This window comes from Ruegeria sp. YTSA168 (assembly GCF_059610045.1).
The window spans coordinates 80,128-101,677 of sequence record NZ_JBXWMW010000009.1 but is presented as its reverse complement, the minus strand read 5'-3'; the positions used below and the strand labels follow the sequence as shown (position 1 = coordinate 101,677).

At 58.2% G+C, this 21,550-nt stretch carries 20 protein-coding genes; 9 read left to right on the top strand and 11 right to left on the bottom strand.

The genetic code is table 11. The features are described from left to right. Positions 1-55: 55 nt before the first annotated feature. Positions 56-1,456: a helix-turn-helix domain-containing protein gene (locus AC2FFE_RS15630; protein ID WP_496819491.1), complete on the top strand. Its 1,401-nt coding sequence runs from the start codon at positions 56-58 to the stop codon at positions 1,454-1,456. A gap of 73 nt (positions 1,457-1,529) precedes the next feature. Here the strand turns inward: AC2FFE_RS15630 and AC2FFE_RS15625 are convergent, their stop codons facing one another. From AC2FFE_RS15625 to AC2FFE_RS15610, 4 genes are all read right to left on the bottom strand, one after another. Then, positions 1,530-1,769: an HP1242/YdcH family protein gene (locus tag AC2FFE_RS15625; RefSeq protein ID WP_496847071.1), complete on the bottom strand. Its 240-nt coding sequence runs from the start codon at positions 1,767-1,769 to the stop codon at positions 1,530-1,532. Positions 1,770-1,882: 113 nt separating this feature from the next. Further along, complete coding sequence (gene betC, locus AC2FFE_RS15620) at positions 1,883-3,391, bottom strand: choline-sulfatase (protein ID WP_496847070.1); 1,509 nt, start codon at positions 3,389-3,391, stop codon at positions 1,883-1,885. A 171-nt stretch (positions 3,392-3,562) separates the two neighbouring features. Beyond that, positions 3,563-4,471 carry a DMT family transporter gene (locus tag AC2FFE_RS15615; RefSeq protein ID WP_496847069.1) on the bottom strand — a complete coding sequence of 303 codons (909 nt, stop codon included), beginning with the start codon at positions 4,469-4,471 and terminating at the stop codon, positions 3,563-3,565. Between the two features lie 40 nt (positions 4,472-4,511). Beyond that, complete coding sequence (locus AC2FFE_RS15610) at positions 4,512-5,111, bottom strand: LysE/ArgO family amino acid transporter (protein WP_496847068.1); 600 nt, start codon at positions 5,109-5,111, stop codon at positions 4,512-4,514. An 86-nt stretch (positions 5,112-5,197) separates the two neighbouring features. Here AC2FFE_RS15610 and AC2FFE_RS15605 point away from each other — a divergent pair, with 86 nt between their 5' ends. Further along, positions 5,198-6,115 carry a LysR family transcriptional regulator ArgP gene (locus AC2FFE_RS15605; protein WP_496819496.1) on the top strand — a complete coding sequence of 306 codons (918 nt, stop codon included), beginning with the start codon at positions 5,198-5,200 and terminating at the stop codon, positions 6,113-6,115. A 4-nt stretch (positions 6,116-6,119) separates the two neighbouring features. After that, entirely contained in the window at positions 6,120-6,809 is a 690-nt protein-coding gene (locus AC2FFE_RS15600; protein ID WP_496819497.1) for a nitroreductase family protein, read from the top strand. A gap of 58 nt (positions 6,810-6,867) precedes the next feature. On the opposite strand, the gene AC2FFE_RS15595 is transcribed toward AC2FFE_RS15600, so the two are convergent. After that, positions 6,868-7,608: a YebC/PmpR family DNA-binding transcriptional regulator gene (locus AC2FFE_RS15595; RefSeq protein ID WP_496847067.1), complete on the bottom strand. Its 741-nt coding sequence runs from the start codon at positions 7,606-7,608 to the stop codon at positions 6,868-6,870. 111 nt (positions 7,609-7,719) lie between these two features. Here AC2FFE_RS15595 and AC2FFE_RS15590 point away from each other — a divergent pair, with 111 nt between their 5' ends. From AC2FFE_RS15590 to AC2FFE_RS15575, 4 genes are all read left to right on the top strand, one after another. After that, the gene (locus AC2FFE_RS15590) at positions 7,720-9,492 is read left to right on the top strand and encodes an SLC13 family permease (RefSeq protein WP_496819498.1); all 1,773 of its coding nucleotides are present in this window, start codon (positions 7,720-7,722) and stop codon (positions 9,490-9,492) included. 16 nt (positions 9,493-9,508) lie between these two features. Next, complete coding sequence (locus AC2FFE_RS15585; RefSeq protein ID WP_496819499.1) at positions 9,509-10,243, top strand: glutamine amidotransferase; 735 nt, start codon at positions 9,509-9,511, stop codon at positions 10,241-10,243. Positions 10,244-10,316: 73 nt separating this feature from the next. Beyond that, complete coding sequence (locus tag AC2FFE_RS15580; protein WP_496819500.1) at positions 10,317-11,174, top strand: bile acid:sodium symporter family protein; 858 nt, start codon at positions 10,317-10,319, stop codon at positions 11,172-11,174. A gap of 11 nt (positions 11,175-11,185) precedes the next feature. Further along, complete coding sequence (locus AC2FFE_RS15575; RefSeq protein WP_496819501.1) at positions 11,186-12,847, top strand: FAD-binding dehydrogenase; 1,662 nt, start codon at positions 11,186-11,188, stop codon at positions 12,845-12,847. A gap of 6 nt (positions 12,848-12,853) precedes the next feature. Here the strand turns inward: AC2FFE_RS15575 and AC2FFE_RS15570 are convergent, their stop codons facing one another. The 3 genes from AC2FFE_RS15570 to AC2FFE_RS15560 form a co-directional block, all read right to left on the bottom strand. Beyond that, positions 12,854-13,585, bottom strand: a complete 732-nt coding sequence (locus tag AC2FFE_RS15570; protein ID WP_496819502.1) for a YbaY family lipoprotein — start codon at positions 13,583-13,585, stop codon at positions 12,854-12,856. A 97-nt stretch (positions 13,586-13,682) separates the two neighbouring features. Further along, positions 13,683-15,461, bottom strand: coding sequence for an SLC13 family permease (locus AC2FFE_RS15565; RefSeq protein ID WP_496847066.1), 1,779 nt, complete (start codon positions 15,459-15,461; stop codon positions 13,683-13,685). A gap of 76 nt (positions 15,462-15,537) precedes the next feature. Then, complete coding sequence (locus AC2FFE_RS15560) at positions 15,538-16,350, bottom strand: TIGR00282 family metallophosphoesterase (RefSeq protein WP_496819504.1); 813 nt, start codon at positions 16,348-16,350, stop codon at positions 15,538-15,540. A gap of 88 nt (positions 16,351-16,438) precedes the next feature. Here AC2FFE_RS15560 and AC2FFE_RS15555 point away from each other — a divergent pair, with 88 nt between their 5' ends. Beyond that, positions 16,439-16,666 carry a putative hemolysin gene (locus tag AC2FFE_RS15555; protein ID WP_496847065.1) on the top strand — a complete coding sequence of 76 codons (228 nt, stop codon included), beginning with the start codon at positions 16,439-16,441 and terminating at the stop codon, positions 16,664-16,666. Here AC2FFE_RS15555 and AC2FFE_RS15550 read toward each other — a convergent pair. Beyond that, on the bottom strand, positions 16,663-17,226 hold the full coding sequence (locus tag AC2FFE_RS15550) for a 5-formyltetrahydrofolate cyclo-ligase (RefSeq protein ID WP_496847064.1): 564 nt from the start codon (positions 17,224-17,226) through the stop codon (positions 16,663-16,665). The two genes, AC2FFE_RS15555 and AC2FFE_RS15550, sit on opposite strands and share 4 nt — an antisense overlap. Beyond that, positions 17,223-18,617, bottom strand: a complete 1,395-nt coding sequence (mgtE, locus tag AC2FFE_RS15545; RefSeq protein WP_496847084.1) for a magnesium transporter — start codon at positions 18,615-18,617, stop codon at positions 17,223-17,225. Before mgtE ends, AC2FFE_RS15550 begins: the two co-directional genes overlap by 4 nt. Before the next feature lie 139 nt (positions 18,618-18,756). On the opposite strand from mgtE, the gene guaD reads away from it, so the two are divergent. Then, complete coding sequence (gene guaD, locus AC2FFE_RS15540; RefSeq protein ID WP_496847063.1) at positions 18,757-20,046, top strand: guanine deaminase; 1,290 nt, start codon at positions 18,757-18,759, stop codon at positions 20,044-20,046. A 60-nt stretch (positions 20,047-20,106) separates the two neighbouring features. On the opposite strand, the gene AC2FFE_RS15535 is transcribed toward guaD, so the two are convergent. Then, the gene (locus tag AC2FFE_RS15535; protein WP_496847062.1) at positions 20,107-21,441 is read right to left on the bottom strand and encodes an 8-oxoguanine deaminase; all 1,335 of its coding nucleotides are present in this window, start codon (positions 21,439-21,441) and stop codon (positions 20,107-20,109) included. Positions 21,442-21,550: the final 109 nt, after the last annotated feature.

Sequence of the window (21,550 nt, the reverse complement as noted above, 5' to 3'; positions counted from 1 at the left end):
CTTCCAGAGTTTGCAAAGTTAGCCTCCTCAATAGGTAAACTTGCAAAGGCACGCCATGGCCACCCAAAAACTCTACGCGGGCGCAAAACTGCGCGAGATGCGCACCCGTTTATCCCTCACTCAAAAAGAATTTGCCGCAAAGCTTGGCGTTTCGCTGCCTTACCTCAATCAGATGGAGAACAACAACCGTCCGATCTCGACCACGGTCGTACTGGCATTGGCGCAGGAGTTCGGAATGGATGTCACCGAGCTCAGCACAGGTGACAGCGAACGTCTGGTCTCTGATATGCGCGAAGCGCTCGCCGATCCGGTTTTTGCGGATACCATTCCACCCTTGGCCGATTTGCGATTGACCGCATCGAACGCCCCCGCCCTGGCGCGCGCCTTTATTGAACTTCACCGCACCTACCGCCAAACCCATGAACGCCTCGCCTCATTGGATGAGGCATTGGGACGCGAAGATTCACGCACACAAGCCAGCCCTTGGGAGGAGGTGCGAGACTTCTTTCACTATTGCGATAACTACATCGATGCCGTCGACCGCGCCGCCGAACTGTTTGCAAATCGGGCCGAAACGCCGGGGGGCATCCGTGAGGCCGCACTGAACGGTCTGGCCGAACGTGGCATTCAAGTTGTGTTCTCAGACATCGAAACCCTGCGCGCCTATGATTCTGAAAGCAAAACTTTGCGCCTGTCATCCCGCGCGGCGCCGCAAACTCAGGTCTTCCAGTTGTTGCTGCAGGTCGCCCTTATCAGCCAGGACAAACTGTTGGAAGCCACACTGGACTTCGCCAAGTTCCAGAGCGATGAGGCGCGATCCATCGCCAAGATCGGATTGGCCAACTACTTCGCCGGTGCGTCGCTGATGCCCTACGCCAGTTTTTTGGCTGCGGCACAGGAAACCCGCCATGATCTAGAGTTGCTCAGTACCCGTTTCGGCGCATCAATCGAACAGATCGCGCACCGCCTCTCCACGCTGCAACGACCGGGTGCCAAGGGCATCCCGTTCTTCTTCGTCCGCGTCGATCAAGCCGGAACCATCACCAAACGCCATTCCGCAACACGGTTGCAATTCGCCCGGTTCGGAGGCGCCTGCCCGCTTTGGAACGTGCACCGCGCATTCGAAACACCCGGGCACTTCCTGCTGCAACTTGCGGAAACACCGGACGGGGTCAAATACATCTCGCTGGCACGCGATATCTCGAAATCAGGCGGTTCCTACGGCGCGCCCGTCCGCCGCTATGCCATCGCCCTAGGATGCGAGGTACGCCACGCACAAGCCCTTGTCTATGCGGACAATCTCGACATCAACAACGCCAGCGCCTACGAACCTATCGGTATTTCCTGCCGGATTTGCGAACGGCAAACCTGCCACCAACGTTCGGTCCCTCCGTTGGAACGCCGCCTGAGCATCGACACCCATACGCGCGGCACCCTGCCCTACAAAGTGACCTGATCTTCACCTGGCTGTAAATATCTCGGGGGAGTCGCGGCCTGCCGTGACGGGGGCAGAGCCCCCGCTCAAACCCTCAGGTCTTCGACAGCATCCCCCAGATTTCATCTTTCAGCGCCGCGCGTTTCTTGCGCATCTCACCTTCGGCCAGTTCTTCCACGGGTTCGATATTTGTCTCGGCCCGGTGCACCTGCCGGTTGATTTCATGATATTCATCGGCCAGTCGCGCAAAATGCGCGTCCGATTGCTTGAGCTGGCTCATCAGTTCGACCTTGTCCGGAAACTCTTCGGCCAGTTCGTGCGGGGTGTGAGACATGCTGTTCGCTCCTAAAACATGATTGTGTGAGGTCTGTCTAGCAACCCACAACCGCCGCTACTTTGACGCGGATCAAACTAGTCAGGTTCATCCCACCAAACCCAAGCGCAAGACTATTCGCCGCGTGGGAAACGCTGTTTTTCTTCAACATCATTCAGATCCATGTGATTGCGCATATAGCGTTCCGAGGCTTTTTGCAGTGGCTGATAATCCCAAGGGTAATAGCCGCCCTGCCGCAACGCCTCATAAACCACCCAACGGCGCGCCTGACTGGCCCGCACATCTGCATCGAACTGATCCAGATCCCACCGCGCCTGCGATTTCACGCGCAGGCTTTCCAGCGTGCCCGCATGGTCTGGATTATCGGCCAGATTGGTCAGTTCCTGCGGGTCCTTCTCAATATCAAACAGCTGATCAGGATCAAGGGCACACCGGTTATACTTCCACTTGCCATATCGAAGGGACACAAGCGGCGCATAAGACGCTTCGGCCGCGTATTCCATCGCCACGGGCGCCGTCCGTTCAGCCCCTTTTGCCAATGGGCATAGGTCCTCACCATCCGTCCACGGGGCGATCTCGGCCATATCAACACCCGCTAGTGCGCCGAGAGTCGGGGTCACGTCAATTGTGGACACAGGCGTTTCGATCAGGCCCGCAGGCAAATCAGGGGCGGAGATCATCAATGGCACACGCGACGAGCCCTCAAAGAACGTCATCTTGAACCACAACCCGCGTTCACCCAGCATGTCGCCGTGATCCGAGACAAACAGAATGATTGCCTCCTGCCGGGTGGTTTCAAGCACCTCAAAGATCTCACCAATCTTGTCGTCCAGATACGAGATATTGGCAAAATAGGCCCGGCGGGATTTGCGTATGTCGTCTTCGGAGATATCAAAGCTGCGCCAGTCATTGGCATCGAAAATCCGTTGCGAATGCGGGTCCTGGTTGTCATAGCCAAGGTCCGCGACATCAGGCAACAGATGCTCGCAATCCTCATACAGGTCCCAATACTTGCGGCGTGCAACATAAGGGTCGTGTGGATGCGTAAAGCTGACGGTCAGGCACCACGGGCGGTCATCCTGACCCCGGGCCAGATCGTAAATCTTGGTCTTGGCGTGGTAAGCGACTTCGTCATCATATTCCATCTGGTTGGAAATCTCGGCCACACCGGCGCCGGTGACTGAACCCATATTGTGATACCACCAATCAATCCGCTCACCGGGTTTGCGATAGTCCGGGGTCCAACCGAAATCGGCGGGATAAATGTCGGTTGTCAGCCGGTCTTCAAACCCGTGCAGTTGATCCGGTCCGACAAAGTGCATTTTACCGGACAGGCAGGTGTAGTATCCGGCACGGCGCAGATGATGCGCATAGGTCGGGATATCGCTGCGAAACTCGGCTGCGTTGTCATAAACTCCGGTACGCGAGGGCAATTGACCCGACATAAAACTCGCCCGGCCCGGCGCGCATAGGGGCGACGCGGTATAGGCATTTGCAAAGCGCGTCGAGCGCGCTGCCAGCTTCTTCAGATTGGGCGCATGCAGCCAGTCTGCGGGGCCATCGGGAAAGAGGGTTCCATTCAGCTGATCCACCATAAGGATCAGAATATTCGGCTTGGTCATTTGTCGGGTCCCAATCAAAAAGTAACGGCCAAAGAGTTGGCTTTCAGGACCTCGCACGATGGCCGATGATCTCATCGCACGGGAAAGATCCTCACCCTGCTCTGGCGCAGCCTGCAAACGCTAGGGCGCAGACGTTGACTCGTCAATCAACAAACATTCCGCGATACAAAATCACAGCTTTGTCGCGATGGTGGGTGGTGTCAGTGCGCGCCGGTTCAGCACGGCCTCGCGCCAGGAAATAAAGCTGACCGCCGCCAGGATCAGTGTACCACCAGCCACCACCCAGATATCAATGGGCTCGTTGAAGACCAGCGCCCCCAACACGGTGGCCCAGATCAATTGCAGGAAGGTGACCGGCTGCGTAACCGCCACCGGTGCGGCCTGCAATGCCAGCGTCATGAAATAATGCCCGGCTGTAGCGAAGCTGGCCACAAGGAAAAGGACACCAATATCGCGCAGGCTGGGTGGGCTCCAGACCGCGATGGCGAACGGTATCAACACAAGTGTGACCCAGATCGACAGATGTGCCACAACGACCGAAGGTGGGATATCGCGCACCAGCAGCTTGGCAAGCAGATAAGACCCACCGAGGGTCAGCGCGGTGCCAAGCATGGCAACATGACCAGGCGACACGTCTCGGAACCCCGGTCGCAAGATGATCAGAACCCCGATAAGCGCGACCAGAATGGCGGCAATCCGGCGAAAGGCCAGCTTCTCACCCAGAAACAACGCCGCGCCCAGCGTGACATAAACCGGGGTCATGTAGTTCATCGCCGTCACCTCGGCCAATGGGATCTGCGTCATCGCGTAGAACCACAGCATGACCGCGCCGCCATGGATCACGCCGCGCAGTCCAAACAACGCAAGATCACGCTTGCTGAGATGGGTCGCCAGGATCGACTTCAATGCAGGCAGCAGGAAAACAAGGCCCAGAACATAGCGCAGGAATGCCGCCTGTATCGGGTCCATGGTCGTGCCCAAAGACTTGACCAGAGCTGTCATGACAACAAAGCTCAACCCGGCGGCAAACATCCAGAACATGCCAGCGATCGGGCGCGAGGAAACAGCTTGGGAATTCATGCGCTAGGTTGAACACCGAAACATCAGGACGGGCAACCCTTCACATGATAACAAGTTTCAAAGCAATACCCAGCATGACGATGCCAATGATCACATCCAACACCTGCCAGGCCCTTGGCCGCGCGAAGAACGGTGACAAGATCCTAGCCCCGTAGCCAAGAGTGAAGAAGAACACGAAACTGGCCAACATCGCGCCAATCGCAAAGCTCAGCCGGTCCTCATATTGCGCCGAGATTGAACCGATCAGAACAACCGTGTCCAAATAGACATGCGGGTTCAACCAGGTGAAGGCCATAACGGTCAGCATGGCCGCCCGCAGGCTGGTTGCATCGCCGTTCCCAGCCTTGAGGGCCGCGCCCCCCTTCCACGCTGAAATGAAGCTGTGAAAAGCGTACCAGATCAGGAAAGCGGCACCACCATACCGCATCACAGTTTCAAACCACGGCAAGGCCTGCGCCAATGTTCCAAATCCCGCAACCCCGGCGGCAATCAGGATCGCGTCAGACAGCCCACAGGTCAGACACAGCGCAAATACATGTTCGCGGCACAACCCCTGTCGCAGGATAAAGGCGTTTTGGGCCCCGATGGCTAGGATCAGGCTGAAGCTAAGCGCAAAACCGGCGATAAAGGTTGTGAACATGATGCCTCCTACTGTTCGAGGCGTTGACTATCGTCATCCACATGAACTACCAAATTAATGATGATAAACTCAATTAAGTTTGGCTAATGCTTCTCGACCCTCATCACCTGTCAGCGCTGTCCGCAATTTTGCGCCACGGCAGTTTTGATGCGGCCGCAAGTACATTGGCTGTCACGCCTTCTGCAGTCTCTCAGCGGATCAAAGCGCTGGAGGATCGCGTCGGCGCGACCTTGATCAATCGCGGAAGCCCCTGCACCGCAACACCCGCCGGTTTGCGCATTGCGCAATATGCAGAAGATATCGGTTTGCTCGAAGCGCAGCTCTCGCGTGAGCTATCGCTAGATCAAACCGACGAAACCGCCCGCGTGCGTGTGGCCATTCCGGCGGATATACTGGCGACCCTGTTTATTGACGTTATGGCCACTGCATCCGGCCTGTTGTTTGATCTGGTTATTGATGATCAGGACCATTCGGCTGAATGGCTGCGCCGGGGCGAAGTCAGTGCGGCGATCACCGTGGATGGTCAACCGGTGACGGGCTGTGATGCAACTGAACTTGGAACCCTGAGGTATTTGCCAACGGCCAGCCCGGATTTCATGCGGCGTTGGTTTTTGGAAGGTATAAACAAATCCACCCTCAGCGCCGCCCCCTGCCTTGTTTTCAACCGCAAAGACGGCCTGCAAAAGACGTGGTTTGAGGCTCAGGCGGGTGGTCGCATCACACCTCCAACGCATTTTCTACCATCCTCTCACGGCTTCGTTGACGCCGCCATTGCAGGGGTCGGGTGGGGGATGAACCCGGAACCGTTGGTGCGCAAGCCCATAACCGAAGGGACGTTGCAGCCCCTCATCCCCGGCGCACATCTGGATGTTGCATTGACCTGGCAAGTCGGTCGCGTCCTGTCCCCAGCCCTGGCCCCGCTAACCAAAGCGGTCAAAGCGGCTGCCGCCAAAGTCTTGATCCCCGGCGCGCGCAAGCGGATAAGAGGCAAACCTTCGGAGTAACCTTATGTTTTCACGCGACGCCCTCAGCTATGATCCGATCCCCCTGCCCGACCGGTGCGAGATCAGCGACGATCAGATGCAGCAGGCTGCACTGGCCTTCCACGACAAGATGCGGCAGCGCCATACGGTGCGCGATTTCTCGGCCCGCCCAGTCGAGAAAGCGGTGATCGAAACCTGCCTGCGCACGGCTGGCACGGCCCCATCGGGCGCCAATCATCAGCCGTGGCATTTTGCAGCCATTACAGATGCCGCGCTGAAACAGCAAATCCGCGAAGAGGCCGAAGAAGAGGAACGCCGGTTCTATGAGGGTGGTGCCGGGGACGAATGGATCAAGGCACTGGAACCAATTGGCACCAACGCGGTGAAGGATCACCTGACCATTGCCCCCTGGCTGATCGTAGTTTTCGCCCAGCGCTGGGGCGAGTTCGAGGACGGCACGCGCTACAAGAACTACTACGTCCCCGAAAGCGTGAATATCGCCACCGGGTTCCTGCTAGCGGCGCTGCATCACGCCGGTTTGTCAACGCTGACACACACACCCAATCCGATGAAGTTTCTGAACGCAGCCCTAAAGAGGCCAGCCTCTGAAAAACCCACAATGATCATCGCGGTTGGACACCCTTCAGAAACTGCAACAGTTCCAGCCGTTGCCAAGCTGAAGAAACCTTTGGACGAAATCGCGTCGTTCTTCTGATGCCAAACGAAAAACCCGGCCTAACGGCCGGGTTCGTAAGTTCGAAGAAAGGCGGGCCTCAAAGCTGCGCCATGACCTCGTCAGTGGCTTCGAAGTTGGTTGTAACGCGCTGAACGTCGTCGTCGTCTTCAAGCGCATCAACCAGTTTCATCAGCTTTTGCATATCCTCTAGGTCCAACTCGGTTGTGGTGGTGGGCTTCCAGATCAGCTTGGTCGATTCCGACTCGCCCAGCGCCCCTTCCAGAGCGTTTGAGACATCGTTAAGATCGGTATCCGCGCACCAGATGATATGCCCGTCTTCCGAACTTTCGACATCTTCGGCACCTGCTTCAATCGCGGCTTCGAAAATCGTGTCCGCATCACCCGCATCTGCCGGGTAAATGACCTCACCTTTGCGATCGAACATGAACCCGACCGAGCCGGTCTCGCCCAGATTGCCGCCGTTCTTCGAGAACGTGGAACGAACGGTCGAAGCCGTCCGGTTGCGGTTGTCGGTCATGGTCTCAACGATCACGGCCACACCGTTGGGGCCGTAGCCCTCGTACCGGATTTCTTCGTATTCGTCGCCTTCACCCGCAACCGATTTCTTGATCGCGCGGTCGATCACGTCCTTGGGGACCGAGTTCGACTTGGCCTCTTTCACCGCCAGACGCAGGCGCGGGTTCTTGTCGGGATCAGGATCGCCCATCTTGGCGGCCACGGTGATCTCTTTCGACAGTTTAGAAAACAGTTTGGACCGCGCGGCGTCCTGACGTCCCTTGCGGTGCTGGATGTTGGCCCATTTGGAATGGCCTGCCATGGTGCGTCCTCGTCATTCGTAATTGCGTGTTCGGCGCTCATATAGACGTTTGCGGGGGGCGGGATCAAGGGATCGGCTTGCGAGACGCCCCCATGCAGGTATGGTGGCGGCATGACGACAGAACAAATCATTCTTTTCACACTTTTTGCTGCTGTTTTTGGAATGCTGCTATGGGGCCGGTTCCGCTATGACCTCGTGGCTTTCGCCGCCCTGATGATCGGTGTCGTGCTGGGTGTTGTATCGGTGGACAATGCCTTCGCCGGGTTTGGTCATCCTGCAACGATCATCGTTGCGTTGGTTCTGGTCGTCTCTGCCGGGCTGGTCCGGTCCGGGGCGGTGTTCCTGATCACCCGCACACTGGTTGATGCCTCACGCGGTTTGGGCGCCCATATCGCGCTGATGGGCGGGATCGGCGCGGTTCTGTCAGCCTTCATGAACAACGTCGCCGCGCTGGCCCTGCTGATGCCGGTGGACATTCAGACCGCGCGCAAGGCCGGGCGATCGGTGGGACTGTCGCTGATGCCGCTGAGTTTTGCGACCATTCTGGGTGGCATGGCCACATTGATCGGCACACCGCCGAATATCATCATCGCCTCAATCCGCGCAGAAACGTTAGGCGAGCCCTTCAAGATGTTCGATTTTGCTCCGGTTGGCGGTATTGCCGCCATTGCCGGGCTGGCCTTTGTGTCCCTCATTGGCTGGCGGTTGATCCCGAACCGGAGCCAGCAACAAGAAGCTTCTGAAGCTCTTGCTGAATACATCGCTGAACTGACCCTGCCTCCTGACTCCCCGCATATCGGTAAGCGTGTCAGCGAGCTTTATGAGGATGCCGAGAAATCTGATGTCGCCATCATTGGCCTGATCCGCGACGGCAAACGACGCTATGGCCGATCCTCCCACGCTACGCTGAAAGAAGGCGACGCGCTGGTGCTGGAGGCCCGCCCCGAAGCGTTGGACGAATTTCGCGCTGCCCTGAAGCTGGATTTCTCGGACACCCGGCGACAGGAGGTTCTGACCGCCGAGGGCGAAGGGCTTGAAGTGATCGAGGTCGTCGCCACCGAAAGCGCCCGCATTGCAGGTCGCACCGCTCAGGGGTTGGGGCTGGCGTGGCGGCAGAGTACGGTTCTGATGGGTATCTCACGCCAAGGTCGCCAGATCACCGAGCAGGTCCGCAAGACCGAGGTGGAAGCAGGCGATATCCTCCTGCTGCTCTGCCCCCGCGATAGAGGTGCGGATGTGACCGAATGGCTGGGCTGTTTGCCACTGGCACAACGCGGGTTGAACGTAACCGCAAATGAAAAAGCCTGGCTCGCCATTGGCCTGTTTGCGGCGGCCGTTCTGGCGGCTAGCGTCGGCCTGATCTATCTGCCTATTGCGTTGGGATTGGTTGTCATCGCCTATGTGTTGACCAAGATCATGCCGATCAGCGACATCTACAATCACATCGAATGGCCCGTCGTCGTATTGTTAGGGTCAATGATCCCTTTAGGCAGTGCGTTGGAGACCTCCGGCGGGACTGAACTCATCGCGAACGCCTTGATTCAACTGACTAATGGCTTGCCCGCTTGGGCTATTCTAACGGTGCTGATGGTCGTGACCATGACCCTGTCGGATGTGTTGAACAACACCGCCACAGCCATTGTCGCCGCCCCTGTGGGCATCCAGATGGCACGTACTTTGGAAGTTTCACCCGATCCATTCCTGATGACGGTTGCGGTGGCGGCCTCGGCTGCATTCCTCACCCCCATCGGACACAAAAACAATACACTGGTTCTGGGTCCCGGTGGCTACAGGTTCGGCGACTACTGGCGTATGGGATTGCCGCTGGAGATCCTGATCATCGCGGTCTCGATCCCCTCAATCCTTGTCTTCTGGCCGCTGTGACAGGTAAAGGCCGCTTATGAAACGCTTCCTGATCTTGCAACTCCGCCCCGAGGCAGATGCTTCGGATGCCGAATATGCCTCGATTTTGGACAAAACCGGCCTATCGCCTGCGCAGACGCACCGCATTCGGCTGGATTGCGAGGACCTGCCAGAGGGGCTGAATGTCACAGATTACGCGGGTGTCATCGTCGGCGGAGGCCCCGGCTGCGTCAGTGACGATCCCAACACGAAATCAGCGCTTGACGCAAAGATCGAAGGTGCGGTGATGGAGCTTATGCCTCAGATCACCGCCCATGATCATCCGTTCATGGGCTGCTGCTATGGCTTGGGTGTTCTGGCGGCTCATCTCGGCGGGGATGTCAGCAAGGCCCAGTTTGGGGAACCGGTCGGCCCCTCGGCCTGCCGTCTGACAAACGATGGCGCGACTGACCCGCTGACGGCGGGATTGAAGCCAGAATTCGACGCTTTTGTCGGCCATAAGGAAGCCGTGCAGGCCCTGCCCGACGGATGCGTGCACCTCGTTACCTCAGATCCTTGTCCGTTTCAAATGATCCGCTGGGGCCAGAACGTCTATGCAACGCAGTTTCACCCTGAGGCGGACGCAAAAGACTTTGAACAGCGCATCAATATCTACAAGCATCACGGCTATTTCCCACCTGAAGACGCACAAATCCTGATCGATATCTGCAACGCCGCAGATGTCACCCAGCCCGGTGAAATCCTGCGCCGGTTTGTCCAGCGCTACAAGTGACCTAACGGCGGTATTGCCTGCGGCTTTCAAGCTCGCGTAGGCTGATCCGAAACACCCTGGGAAGGAGTTGTTCTTGGATTTGCTTATTAATGTCGGCCTGCCGATCTCGCTGGCCATCATCATGCTATCGCTGGGTATCGGGCTTGAGATCGCGGATTTCCGACGCGTGCTAAGCCGCAAAATCCCCTTTGCCATCGGTGCGGTCTGTCAGGTGATCCTGCTGCCCATCTCCGCATTCGCAACTGTTACCTTGTTTGGGTTTCCCCCTGAGATCGCGGTTGGCTTTATGTTGCTCAGCTTCTGCCCCGGCGGCGTAACCAGCAACATCCTGACCAAATTGGCCAAGGGCGATGTGGCCTTATCGGTCAGCCTGACCGCGGTAATCAGCATTCTGTCGATCCTAACAGTTCCGGTTCTGGCTGCGTGGTCCATCACCTATTTTATGGGAGAAAACGCGCCCGAAGTGTCGATCACCGGTTTGGCTATTGCCATGTTCCTGATCACAACCCTTCCCGTCGCCATCGGCGTCAGTATTCGTAAGTTTGCAACGGAGTTTGCAAACCGCGTCGAAGGCGGCTTGTCGATGCTCGCCTCCATCCTGTTCGTTCTGATCGTCGTGGCGGCGCTGGCCGGAAACTGGCAAACTTTTGTCAATAATCTGGGCATTATGGGCACGGGCTTGATTTCCTTGAATATCGCGCTTTTGCTGATCGGGCTGGGGATCGCGCGTGCCGCAAACCTGTCATGGGCCGAGTGTAAAAGCATCTCAATCGATACGGGCATCCAGAACTCGACGCTGGGGATCACGCTGGCGGCCCTGATCACCAGTACCGACAGCGGGTTCAGCCCGTTAGCCCTGCCATCTGCCGTCTACGGGATCACGATGTATGCGGTCGTGCTGCCATTTCTCATCTGGTTCCGCAAACGCTGAAAGGACCGCTCATGACCAATACCACCGCAGATGCAATTGTCGTTGGTAGCGGTTTGGCTGGGCTGGCCGCAGCAGCCGAGCTGGGCGACCGCGGCAAAAAGGTGATCATGGTTGATCAGGAACCCGAAAGCTTTCTGGGTGGTCAGGCGTTCTGGAGCCTGGGTGGCCTGTTCATGGTCGACACGCCGGAACAACGCCGGATGGGGATCAAGGACAGCCATGATTTGGCCCTGCGCGACTGGATGGGCAGCGCCCAGTTCGACCGCGACGAAGATACCTGGCCGCGCAAATGGGCCGAAGCCTATGTAGAGTTTGCGGCCGGAGAAATGCGGCCATGGCTGCATGAGATGGGTCTTCGCTGGTTCCCGGTTGTCGGTTGGGCCGAAAGGGGTGGGTCATTCGCCAATGGGCATGGCAACTCGGTCCCACGGTTTCATATCACCTGGGGCACGGGCCCGGGCGTTCTGGAGCATTTCATTCGCCGCGTCAAAGACCATGTCAGCGCAGGTTTGATCGAGCTGAAGTTCCGCCATCAGGTCAGCCACATCATTATGCAAAACGGCACCGCCAAAGGTGTATCGGGTGAGGTTTTGGCCGATGACACCGCCCAGCGCGGCGGCAAGACCAACCGTGAAGAGATTGGGGAATTCGAGTGCTACGCACCGTCGGTGATCGTCACATCCGGCGGGATTGGCGGCAATTTCGAAATGGTCCGCAAGAACTGGCCACAAGATCGCCTGGGCAAGCCACCCACAGACATGGTCGCCGGCGTGCCGTTTCACGTAGATGGCCGCATGATCGCCATCAGCGAAAAGGCGGGGGGGCATGTGATCAACGGCGATCGCATGTGGCACTATACCGAAGGTGTCAAAAACTGGGATCCGATCTGGCCTGCTCATGGCATTCGTATCCTGCCCGGACCAAGTTCAATGTGGTTCGACGCGACTGGCAACCGGATGGAACCTCCTTGTCTGCCAGGCTTCGACACGTTGGGGACCCTGCGCGAGATCCTGAAAACCGGATACGATTACAGCTGGTTTGTACTGACGCAGAAGGTGATCAAAAAAGAATTCGCTTTGTCGGGATCAGAACAAAACCCCGATTTCACATCGGGCAGTTGGAAAGAGGTCATCCGGCAGCGCATCTTGTCCGGTTCAAAAGCCACCGCACCGGTCGAGGCTTTCAAGGAAAAGGGTGAGGATTTTGTCGTCGCCAATACTTTGACGGAACTGGTCAGCGGCATGAACCAGTTGGGCGGCGGATTGATTGACGAGGCGCATCTGCGGGCACAAATTGAGGCAAGGGACTCCCAAGTCGACAATCCGTTCTCGAAAGATGCGCAGATGACGGCGATCCTTGCTGCGCGCAACTATCGCGGAGACAAACTGATCCGCACCGCCAAGCCGCACAAGTTCCTTGACCCCTCGAACGGCCCGCTGATTGCGGTCAAACTGCATGTGCTGACCCGCAAAACACTGGGCGGATTGCAGACCAATCTGGATAGCCAGATGATCGGTGCTGACGGGCAAATGGTGCCCGGCCTGTTCGCCGCCGGAGAGGTCGCAGGTTTTGGCGGCGGCGGCTATCACGGGTACAACGCGCTTGAGGGCACGTTTCTTGGTGGTTGTATCTTCTCGGGCCGAAATGCGGGCCGGTCGCGCGCGGTGGCCTGATCTGGATTACTTGCGTGCCAGTTGGATGACCGGCTCACCCGCCCCATCCAGCAGCGCCAATGTATCCCCTTGCCGCGCAAAACTCGTAATGGTTTGCAGCGTTTTCAGAAACTCACGTTCGACCTCATCCAACGGAGGTGGGCACGCCATCAGGGTAGCGGCCATATTGTCCGGAAAGTCGATCTGGTTGCCGGTTATCCCGGCCTGACCCGTGAACCGATTGCACCCGCCAGTACCGGAGAATGCACCGTTCTGTACAAAGTTCAGTTCTGGCCGCCGTTCAGTCTCAACCGGAGCGCCGTTCAGCGTTCCAACAATCCAGTCTGTATTGTCCAGTGAAGGTTCGCTCTGCAGCTGAATCAAGATCAGATCGACCGCATCATCGGCACCGTTCGTCAGAACCGGATAACTGGTATCGGTGGTGAACAGCAGCCTTTGACCCTGCGAAATCGACGCACGAACAATGTAGCTGTGCCCATCCCGGATCAGTGAATCGTCATAGGTCAGCTTAAACTGTGCAGGAACACCTGTCAGTGCATAGCGTTGAGCGGCCAAGGTCACAGCAGGCGCGTCCGCCAGCGAGACATCCTGAAGTTCGACAAACAAGGTGGCATCTGGCGGCACAGCGATCCGTTCACGATAGGTGGCTGATCCTGCGACGGTTCCGGCGATACCCGCCTGACCCATTCCCAGCATCAAAGCTGCTGCAGTACAAATTGCGGTTACTCTCGCAGACATGATCCAATTCCCTCTGCACAATCACATGCACAAAACTTTGTATGTTCGCGTGATTTTACAAGGGCAACCGCAGCGCGGCGGCAAGCTTGCGCCGATTTTACAGAGGCCAGATCAACGGGATCAGTAGCGACGCCAGCAGCCCAACCGTCAGGTTGAGCGGTATACCCACCTTCATGAAATCAGTGAACCTGTACCCGCCCGGACCATAGACCATCATATTGGTCTGGTATCCAATGGGCGTTGCAAAAGACGCCGAAGCCGCAACCATGACGGCGACAACCAAGGGGCGTGGATCCAACCCGACCGCCTGTGCCAACCCTATAGCGATAGGTGTAACCACAACTGCAACCGCATTGTTCGACACCAATTCGGTTAAGACCGAAGTCAGCAGATATACCGCCCATATGATCAGGAAGGGTGGCAATAGCCCAAGCGAAGGCGCGATGGCCTCGACGATCAGCGACACTGCACCCGAAGCATCGAGAGCGGCTCCGATGGCAAGCATAGCGAAGATCAGTGCCAGCAGGCGGCCCTCGACAAAGGAAAAGGCCTCGTCCGCGTCGATGCAACGCGTGACCAAGACAGCTGCGACCGCCAAAATCGACAGCAACAGGATAGGTGCTATGCCAAACGCTGCCAGAGCAACAATCCCAACCAACGCACCAATAGCAATAGGCGCATGGCTACGACGGAATGCACGCGCCGAAGGTTGGGTCACATCGACCATGTCCATATCTGCGGCCAGTTTCTGAATGTCGGCGGGTGAGCCTTCCAACAACAGTGTATCGCCCACGCGCACGACCAGATCATCCAACTGTCGGCCGATATTCTGGTTCCGACGATGAACCGCCAGAACGTAGACACCATAGCGCCGTCGCAGCCTGAGCGCCTCAAGCGTGCGTCCGACCATACGGCAGCCCGGAGTGATCAGAACCTCGACCGTTTTGGTCTCAATCGCCGACACCTGATCAACCCGCTTTAGCTCTTTGTTGCGTTGCAGGCTCAGAAGTTCGGTCATCTCGGTGCGCAGAACAACCCGATCACCCACATTGAGCGTCACGCCTTGCAGATTGCGTCGTAACGATTCATCGCCACGCACAACGTCGATCAGTCGTACACCGGGGCGTTTGAACAACTGCACGCCGGTTACTTCGCGCCCGATCAGGTTACTGTCGGGCGGGATGACGGCCTCGGTAAAGAACTTCATCTTGGACCGATCACTCAACAGCGATGCCATGCTATCCCGATCCGGCAGCAGTCGGGGCGCGATAAAACGCAGGTAGACCATGCCATAGATGACGAGCGCGATCCCCAGCGGGGTGACCTCGAAAATTGTGAAGGGTTGCATGCCCTGCGTGCGGGCAACACCATCCACCAGCAGGTTGGTCGAGGTTCCGATCAGGGTCAGCGTTCCACCCAGAATGGCCGCATAACTCAGCGGAATCAGCAGTTTTGAGGCTGGCACATTCAGCGTGCGCGCAATCTGGACAAAGACCGGGATCATCACAACAACAACGGGCGTGTTAGAGACCACCGCCGAGGCCAGAACCACAAATGCCATAAGCAGGGCGATGGCGATCTTCGGGTTCACTTGCGCCTGTTTCTGCGCGGTCGAGGTGAAGGCATCCAGTGCCCCTGTACGCACCAGCGCCCCCATGATGATGAACATCGCCGCAATGGTCCACGGGGCGGGGTTTGACAGCACAGCCAGCGCGCTTTGATAGGGCAGTATTCCCGTCACCAGCATCAAAGCAACACCACCGATGGCGACAACTTCGGTCGGGTAAACCTCGCGCAGGAACATGACGAACATGCCCGCAACAATCAAAAGCGCCAGAACTGCGCTGCCGGTGTCTGTCAGTGAAAGGAAGTGCATTCGTGGTATTCTGTCCGAACCCTGGCCCAAGCGCCTGATGGGTAGTTTCCCGCATTGCGCGAGGCAGAGCAAGCCTTTACGGAGCCGCCTGCTCTAGCCGCCCACCGACGCGCACCATGCGCACGGTTTTTGCACTGCCGTCCTGATCATTGGTCTCGACAAACACACCGCTGAGCGTTGCTTCGCCATTCGCAGGGGTGAACCGGGCCTTTGGCATACCGGTGATGAACCGGCGCAGCGGCTCGACCTTGTCCATGCCAATGACCGAGTCATAGTCACCGCACATCCCCGCATCCGTCAGATAGGCCGTGCCACCGGGCAGTATCTGTGAATCCGCCGTCGGCACATGCGTATGCGTGCCCACCACAAGGCTGGCGCGTTTGTCGCAATAATGGCCCATCGCCATCTTCTCGGACGTGGCCTCGCAATGCATGTCGACGATGATGGCGTTCGCCTGCCCGCCGCGCGGGTGGGATTTCAGGATCGGTTCTATGGCCGAGAACGGATCGTCAAAAGGCCGTTTCATGAACACCTGCCCCAGCACCTGAACCACCAGCACCTTGCGCCCTCCGGGCGCGTTGAACAGGCGATGCCCCCGCCCCGGCGCGCCTTTGGCAAAGTTCACCGGGCGCACGATGCGCGGTTCTTTCTCGATGAACTGCAGCATATCTTTCTGGTCGAAGGCATGATCGCCCAGCGTCAGACAATCTGCACCCGTATCCAGCAACAGCTTGGCATGATCGCCGGTCAGGCCCATCCCGTTTGACGCATTCTCGCCATTGACCACAACGAAATCCAGCCGCCAGTCGTCGCGCAGACGCGGCAGATGCTGCTGGATAGCCGTGCGTCCCGCGCGGCCCATGACGTCACCCAGAAAAAGTATCCTCATTCCAACCGTCCTAAGTGTGGTCAATGCCAAGCACAAGCGATTAAACTAAGGCCATAGAGCACAAAACCGCATTGGATCGGAGACGTTCATGACCCGCCACCTGATTTACGCCGTCCTGCTTGCCCCTCTTGCCGCCTGCGATCAGCCTTCGGAACCAGCGACTGGGCTGGCCAATCCGGCAGCAACCTTCTGCGCTGAGAAAGGCGCGCAGTACCAGATAGTGGATGGCGAGGATGGCCAAACCGGGACATGCACGCTGCCCGATGGTTCAACGCAGGATGCATGGGAGTATTTCCGGGCCGAGAATATGGGTTAGGTATTGAAGCTCAGAACTCGGCTTTCGGTGACAACCACATCCAAGGGCTGATCGGTGGATTCCAGTGGTAGCCCCTCGGCCTCTTGCGCATCAAAGGCAAAACCGATGGCCAGCGTCGGACGCTTGGCGCGCAGCCCGTCCAGCGTACGGTCATAGAATCCGCCACCATAGCCCAGGCGCCCGCCCTGCGCATCGAAGGCCACCAGCGGAACAATCAGGATTTCGGGGTCGAAGTAGTCGTCAACCTCAGGCACCTTTGCGCCAAAGGGACCGTCTTTCAACGCCCCTTCAGGCGTCCAGCGCGAGAACTTGAGCGCCTGACCGGCGGCTTGAATCACAGGCACACCGACCGGACCATAGGCCGAGGCCTCGGCCATGGTAGGCAACGGGTTGATCTCGGTTCGGATCGGCATGTAGCCAGACAGGGGCACGCCGCGATACCCCGCCAGCACCTCGGACAGGCGTCCCGCAGCGCCGGGCAGGCGCGCGTCAAACGCAGCTTTACGACGGGCGAAAGCCGCTTTGCGCGCCGCAGCCTTGATTTCAGTCAGATCCGTCACAAAAGCACCACGCTGGCCAGTCCCAAGAAGATGAAGAACCCCATGACATCCGTTGTGGTCGTCACAAAAGTCCCTGAAGCCAGAGCGGGGTCAACACCCAGCCGGTCCAGCACCACAGGTACTACCGTACCCGCAAAGCCAGCAATGATCATGTTCACGACCAAGGCTGATCCAATCACGACACCCAGCAGCGGAGAGTCAAACCACAGCATTCCTACTGTCCCCAAAACAATGGCAAAGCACAGCCCGTTAAGCATGCCCACCAGCAACTCACGCCGGATCACACGCATGACGTTGGCGGCAGTCAGGTCGCGCGTCGCCAGTGCCCGCACCGCGACGGTCAGTGATTGCGTCCCTGCATTACCCCCCATCGAGGCCACAATCGGCATCAGGATCGCCAGCGCCACCAACTGATCGATCGCCGCCTCGAATTGTGAAATCACCAGCGAAGCACAGATCGCCGTGCACAGGTTCACAGCCAGCCAGGGCAAACGCCGACGGCTGGTCGCCGCTACGCTGTCCGACAGCGAGCTTTCGTCGCTGACACCGGCAAGGCGCAGAATATCTTCCTCGTGTTCCTCGTCGAGCACCACCATAGCATCGTCAATGGTGATTACGCCGACCAGACGGCCATCGGCATCCACAACCGGGGCAGAGATCAGGTGATACTGGTTGAACGCATAAGCCACATCCTCTTCGTCCTGATCAACGGGAATGACATGGAATTCCTCTTCTGTCAGATCATGCAGGGGGACCTCGCGCCGGGTTGCCATCAGCTTGCCCAGTGTGACCTGCGCCACAGGTTTCAAACGCGGATCAACCAGAACGACATGGTAAAATTGTTCAGGCAAGTCGTCATTGGCGCGCATGAAATCGATAGCTTGCCCAACAGTCCAATGCTCGGGGGCCATGACCACCTCACGCTGCATAAGGCGACCGGCCGAGTTTTCCGGATATGCAAGCGCCTGCTCCGCCGCAACCCGCTCAGAATCCTCCAGCGCGTCCAGGATGGTTTCCTGCTGTGGTTCTTCAAGGTCCTCCAGCAGGTCAACGACATCGTCGCTTTCCATGTCCCGAACCGCTTCGGCCAGAACATCGGGGTTCAGGACGCTGATGACCTCTTCCCGGACCGATTCATCCAATTCTGAGAGGATATCGCCGTCAAATTCCCTGTCATACAGACGGATCAGCCGGGCACGGTCATATGGGTTGATCTGTTCCAGAAGGTCGGCGATGTCGGCGGCGTGCAGCGGCTCCATCAGCTCGATCAGCTTGGCCCGATCATCCACATCCACGGCATAGAGAATGGCCGCGACAGTCCGGCGGTCCAGCACATAGACATCCTCGTCAGAGGTCGAGTCACTTACGGGTTCATCAAAGCCTGTCGTCATATCTGCCCCCGTTTCCTCGGTCATTGATCCCTAATTAGAAGAAGCAGCTACCGGAAAACAATGACAATACGCCGATTTACCCGCATCTTTCGCCCGCATATGCTTATCCGTGGCCTCAAACAGCTAGGGAACAGGGCGAATGGCGCAAAAGACGCTTTTGAAAGGGCGCGTTCTAAGTTTTGACGGGTCGCCGTTTGACGGGGAGCCAACCGACGCAACCCGGCTGGATGAGGCCGTGGTGATCGAAGATGGGCGTGTGCAGGCCGTCGGTGCGCTGGACGCCTTGACCGCCGCTCACCCGGGCGCCGAAACCCGAGACTATGGCAACCATCTGATCATGGCGGGGTTTGTTGACCCCCATGTTCACTACCCGCAGACCGCAATGATCGCAAGCTGGGGCAAACGGCTGATCGACTGGCTGAACACCTATACTTTTCCCGAAGAAATGAAGTTCGGCGACATCAACTATGCGACCGAGATTGCGAACCGCTATCTCGATCTGACAACGGCGCATGGCACCACCACCATGTGCAGTTTCTGCACCATCCATCCCGAAAGCGTCGATGCGTTCTTTTCGGTCGCGCAGCAACGCGGACAGCGGGTTGTTGCCGGCAAAACCTGCATGGATCGCAACGCGCCCGAGGGTTTGCTGGACACTGCGCAAACAGCGTATGACCAATCCGAAGCGCTGCTTGAGAAATGGCATCACGTGGATCGTTTATCTTACGCGATCACGCCTCGATTTTCACCCACCTCGACACCTGAACAGCTTGAGGCATTGGGCGCGCTTTGGGCCGAACACCCGCATTGCCTGATGCAAACTCATCTGAGCGAGCAGACGGATGAGATCGAATGGGTCCGATCCCTGTTCCCGAATGCACGGGACTATCTGGATACCTATGAGAAATTCGGTCTGCTGGGTCGAAATGGTCTTTATGGTCATGTCATCCATCTGGAAGACCGCGAACGCGACAGGTTGCGCGAAGTAGATGCAGCGTTGGTGCATTGTCCAACCTCGAACACGTTCATCGGCTCGGGCCTGTTTGACATGAACGGGCTGATCCATGCGGGTCACCGAGTCGGGTTGGCCACCGATACCGGCGGCGGGTCGAGCTTCTCGATGCTGCGCACGATGGCGGCCGCCTATGAGATCGGTCAGCTGCGCGGCCGCCCGCTGCACCCGGCGCAATTGTTGTGGCTGGGCACGGTCGGATCGGCCCGGGCACTGAGGATGGAGGATTGCATCGGCAATATCGCACCCGGAGTGGAGGCGGATCTAGTTGTCATCGACCTCGCCTCAACCGCGGCGATTGCCCAGCGAGAGGCCCATGCGGATGATCTGTGGGAGGCAGTGTTCCCAACCATCATGATGGGCGATGACCGCGCCATTGCCGAGGTCTGGATCGGAGGGAGGCAGGTGGCCTGCTGAATGCGCCTTTGGCGCATGCCGCCGGCGGGGATATTTTAGCCAGATGAAGGACGGATTCTGCTATTGCGCCAACGCGCGCGCCAGGCGGTTTTGGGCTTCGATGGCACGTGGCAGGTCAATCGTCGTGATGTGACCATCCCGCACGATCTGACGCCCTTCGACAAACAAGTGTTTGACTTGCATGGGCCCGGCCAGCAACAGAGCTGCTGGATCCCAGCTACCCGCGCTTTCAATGCAATTCGTGTCCCACACGGCAATGTCGGCCCGTTTGCCCGGCATCAACCGCCCGCAATCGGGCCGCCCCAGCACATCCGCACCGCCTCGGGTCGCAATCTCCAGCGCTTCGCGGGCGGACATGGCGTCGGCCCCATTTGAGACGCGTTGCAAAAGCATCGCCTGCCGCGCTTCGAGTATCAGGTTGCCGTTATCATTGCTGGCCGAGCCATCCGCGCCAAGCCCAACTTTCACGCCCTGATCACGCATGCTGCGCACCGGCGCGATGCCCGAGCCAAGACGACAATTTGAACAGGGGCAATGGGCCACTCCGGTTCCTGTTCTCGAGAACAGGTCAATCTCGGCCCCGTCCAACTTGACGCAATGGGCGTGCCAGACATCCGGGCCGGTCCAGCCCAACTCTTCGGCATATTGCCCTGGTCGGCAACCGAATTGCGCTTCTGAATAGGCGATATCCTCGTCATTCTCAGCCAGATGGGTGTGAAGCATGACGCCCTTGTCACGCGCCAGCAAAGCGGCATCACGCATCAGATCGCGGCTGACCGAGAAGGGCGAACAGGGTGCGAGGCCGACGCGGCACATCGACCCGTCGCTGGGATCATGAAACGCATCCACAACGCGGATCATGTCGTTCAGGATGTCCCCTTCAGCCTCAACCAGACTATCCGGTGGCAGGCCGCCATCACTTTCGCCGATGCTCATCGCGCCGCGGGTTGGGTGAAACCGCAGGCCTAGCTCGGAAGCGGCAACGATCGTATCCTCCAACCGCGCGCCATTGGGATACAGATACAGGTGATCCGCACTGAGGGTGCAGCCGGATAGCGCCAGCTCGGCCAATCCGATCTGGGCCGAGGCAAACATCTCCTCGGGCCCGAACCGCGCCCAAATGGGATAGAGCGTTTGCAACCAGCCAAAGAGCAGCGCGTCCTGCCCGCCCGGAACCGCGCGGGTCAGGGTTTGATAGAGATGATGGTGCGTGTTCACCAAGCCCGGGGTGATGACACAGCCCTTGGCATCATGCACCTCACCCATTGTTGTCAGCCCGTGACCAAGCTGTGCGATCTGGCCATTGCGGATCAGAATGTCCGCCTCGTTTAGCTCGCGACGGTCATCATCCATCGTCAGGATGGTATCGGCATTTTTGATAAGAAATTCAGTCATATCCACACTCCTGCAACTGCCTGTCTCATGCAAGGAATGCGTTGCCGGTGGAAAACAGGCGTAAGAACCGGCCGACACCAGTTTAGCGGCAGGGCGCCATTTGGGCAAT

What these genes read in the sequence shown, in the direction of transcription:
- AC2FFE_RS15630 (WP_496819491.1), top strand. Translation starts at nt 56, where the DNA reads ATGGCCACCCAAAAACTCTACGCGGGCGCAAAACTGCGCGAGATGCGC.
- AC2FFE_RS15625 (WP_496847071.1), bottom strand. Translation starts at nt 1,769, where the DNA reads ATGTCTCACACCCCGCACGAACTGGCCGAAGAGTTTCCGGACAAGGTC.
- betC (WP_496847070.1), bottom strand. Translation starts at nt 3,391, where the DNA reads ATGACCAAGCCGAATATTCTGATCCTTATGGTGGATCAGCTGAATGGA.
- AC2FFE_RS15615 (WP_496847069.1), bottom strand. Translation starts at nt 4,471, where the DNA reads ATGAATTCCCAAGCTGTTTCCTCGCGCCCGATCGCTGGCATGTTCTGG.
- AC2FFE_RS15610 (WP_496847068.1), bottom strand. Translation starts at nt 5,111, where the DNA reads ATGTTCACAACCTTTATCGCCGGTTTTGCGCTTAGCTTCAGCCTGATC.
- AC2FFE_RS15605 (WP_496819496.1), top strand. Translation starts at nt 5,198, where the DNA reads ATGCTTCTCGACCCTCATCACCTGTCAGCGCTGTCCGCAATTTTGCGC.
- AC2FFE_RS15600 (WP_496819497.1), top strand. Translation starts at nt 6,120, where the DNA reads ATGTTTTCACGCGACGCCCTCAGCTATGATCCGATCCCCCTGCCCGAC.
- AC2FFE_RS15595 (WP_496847067.1), bottom strand. Translation starts at nt 7,608, where the DNA reads ATGGCAGGCCATTCCAAATGGGCCAACATCCAGCACCGCAAGGGACGT.
- AC2FFE_RS15590 (WP_496819498.1), top strand. Translation starts at nt 7,720, where the DNA reads ATGACGACAGAACAAATCATTCTTTTCACACTTTTTGCTGCTGTTTTT.
- AC2FFE_RS15585 (WP_496819499.1), top strand. Translation starts at nt 9,509, where the DNA reads ATGAAACGCTTCCTGATCTTGCAACTCCGCCCCGAGGCAGATGCTTCG.
- AC2FFE_RS15575 (WP_496819501.1), top strand. Translation starts at nt 11,186, where the DNA reads ATGACCAATACCACCGCAGATGCAATTGTCGTTGGTAGCGGTTTGGCT.
- AC2FFE_RS15570 (WP_496819502.1), bottom strand. Translation starts at nt 13,585, where the DNA reads ATGTCTGCGAGAGTAACCGCAATTTGTACTGCAGCAGCTTTGATGCTG.
- AC2FFE_RS15565 (WP_496847066.1), bottom strand. Translation starts at nt 15,461, where the DNA reads ATGCACTTCCTTTCACTGACAGACACCGGCAGCGCAGTTCTGGCGCTT.
- AC2FFE_RS15560 (WP_496819504.1), bottom strand. Translation starts at nt 16,350, where the DNA reads ATGAGGATACTTTTTCTGGGTGACGTCATGGGCCGCGCGGGACGCACG.
- AC2FFE_RS15555 (WP_496847065.1), top strand. Translation starts at nt 16,439, where the DNA reads ATGACCCGCCACCTGATTTACGCCGTCCTGCTTGCCCCTCTTGCCGCC.
- mgtE (WP_496847084.1), bottom strand. Translation starts at nt 18,617, where the DNA reads ATGACGACAGGCTTTGATGAACCCGTAAGTGACTCGACCTCTGACGAG.
- guaD (WP_496847063.1), top strand. Translation starts at nt 18,757, where the DNA reads ATGGCGCAAAAGACGCTTTTGAAAGGGCGCGTTCTAAGTTTTGACGGG.
- AC2FFE_RS15535 (WP_496847062.1), bottom strand. Translation starts at nt 21,441, where the DNA reads ATGACTGAATTTCTTATCAAAAATGCCGATACCATCCTGACGATGGAT.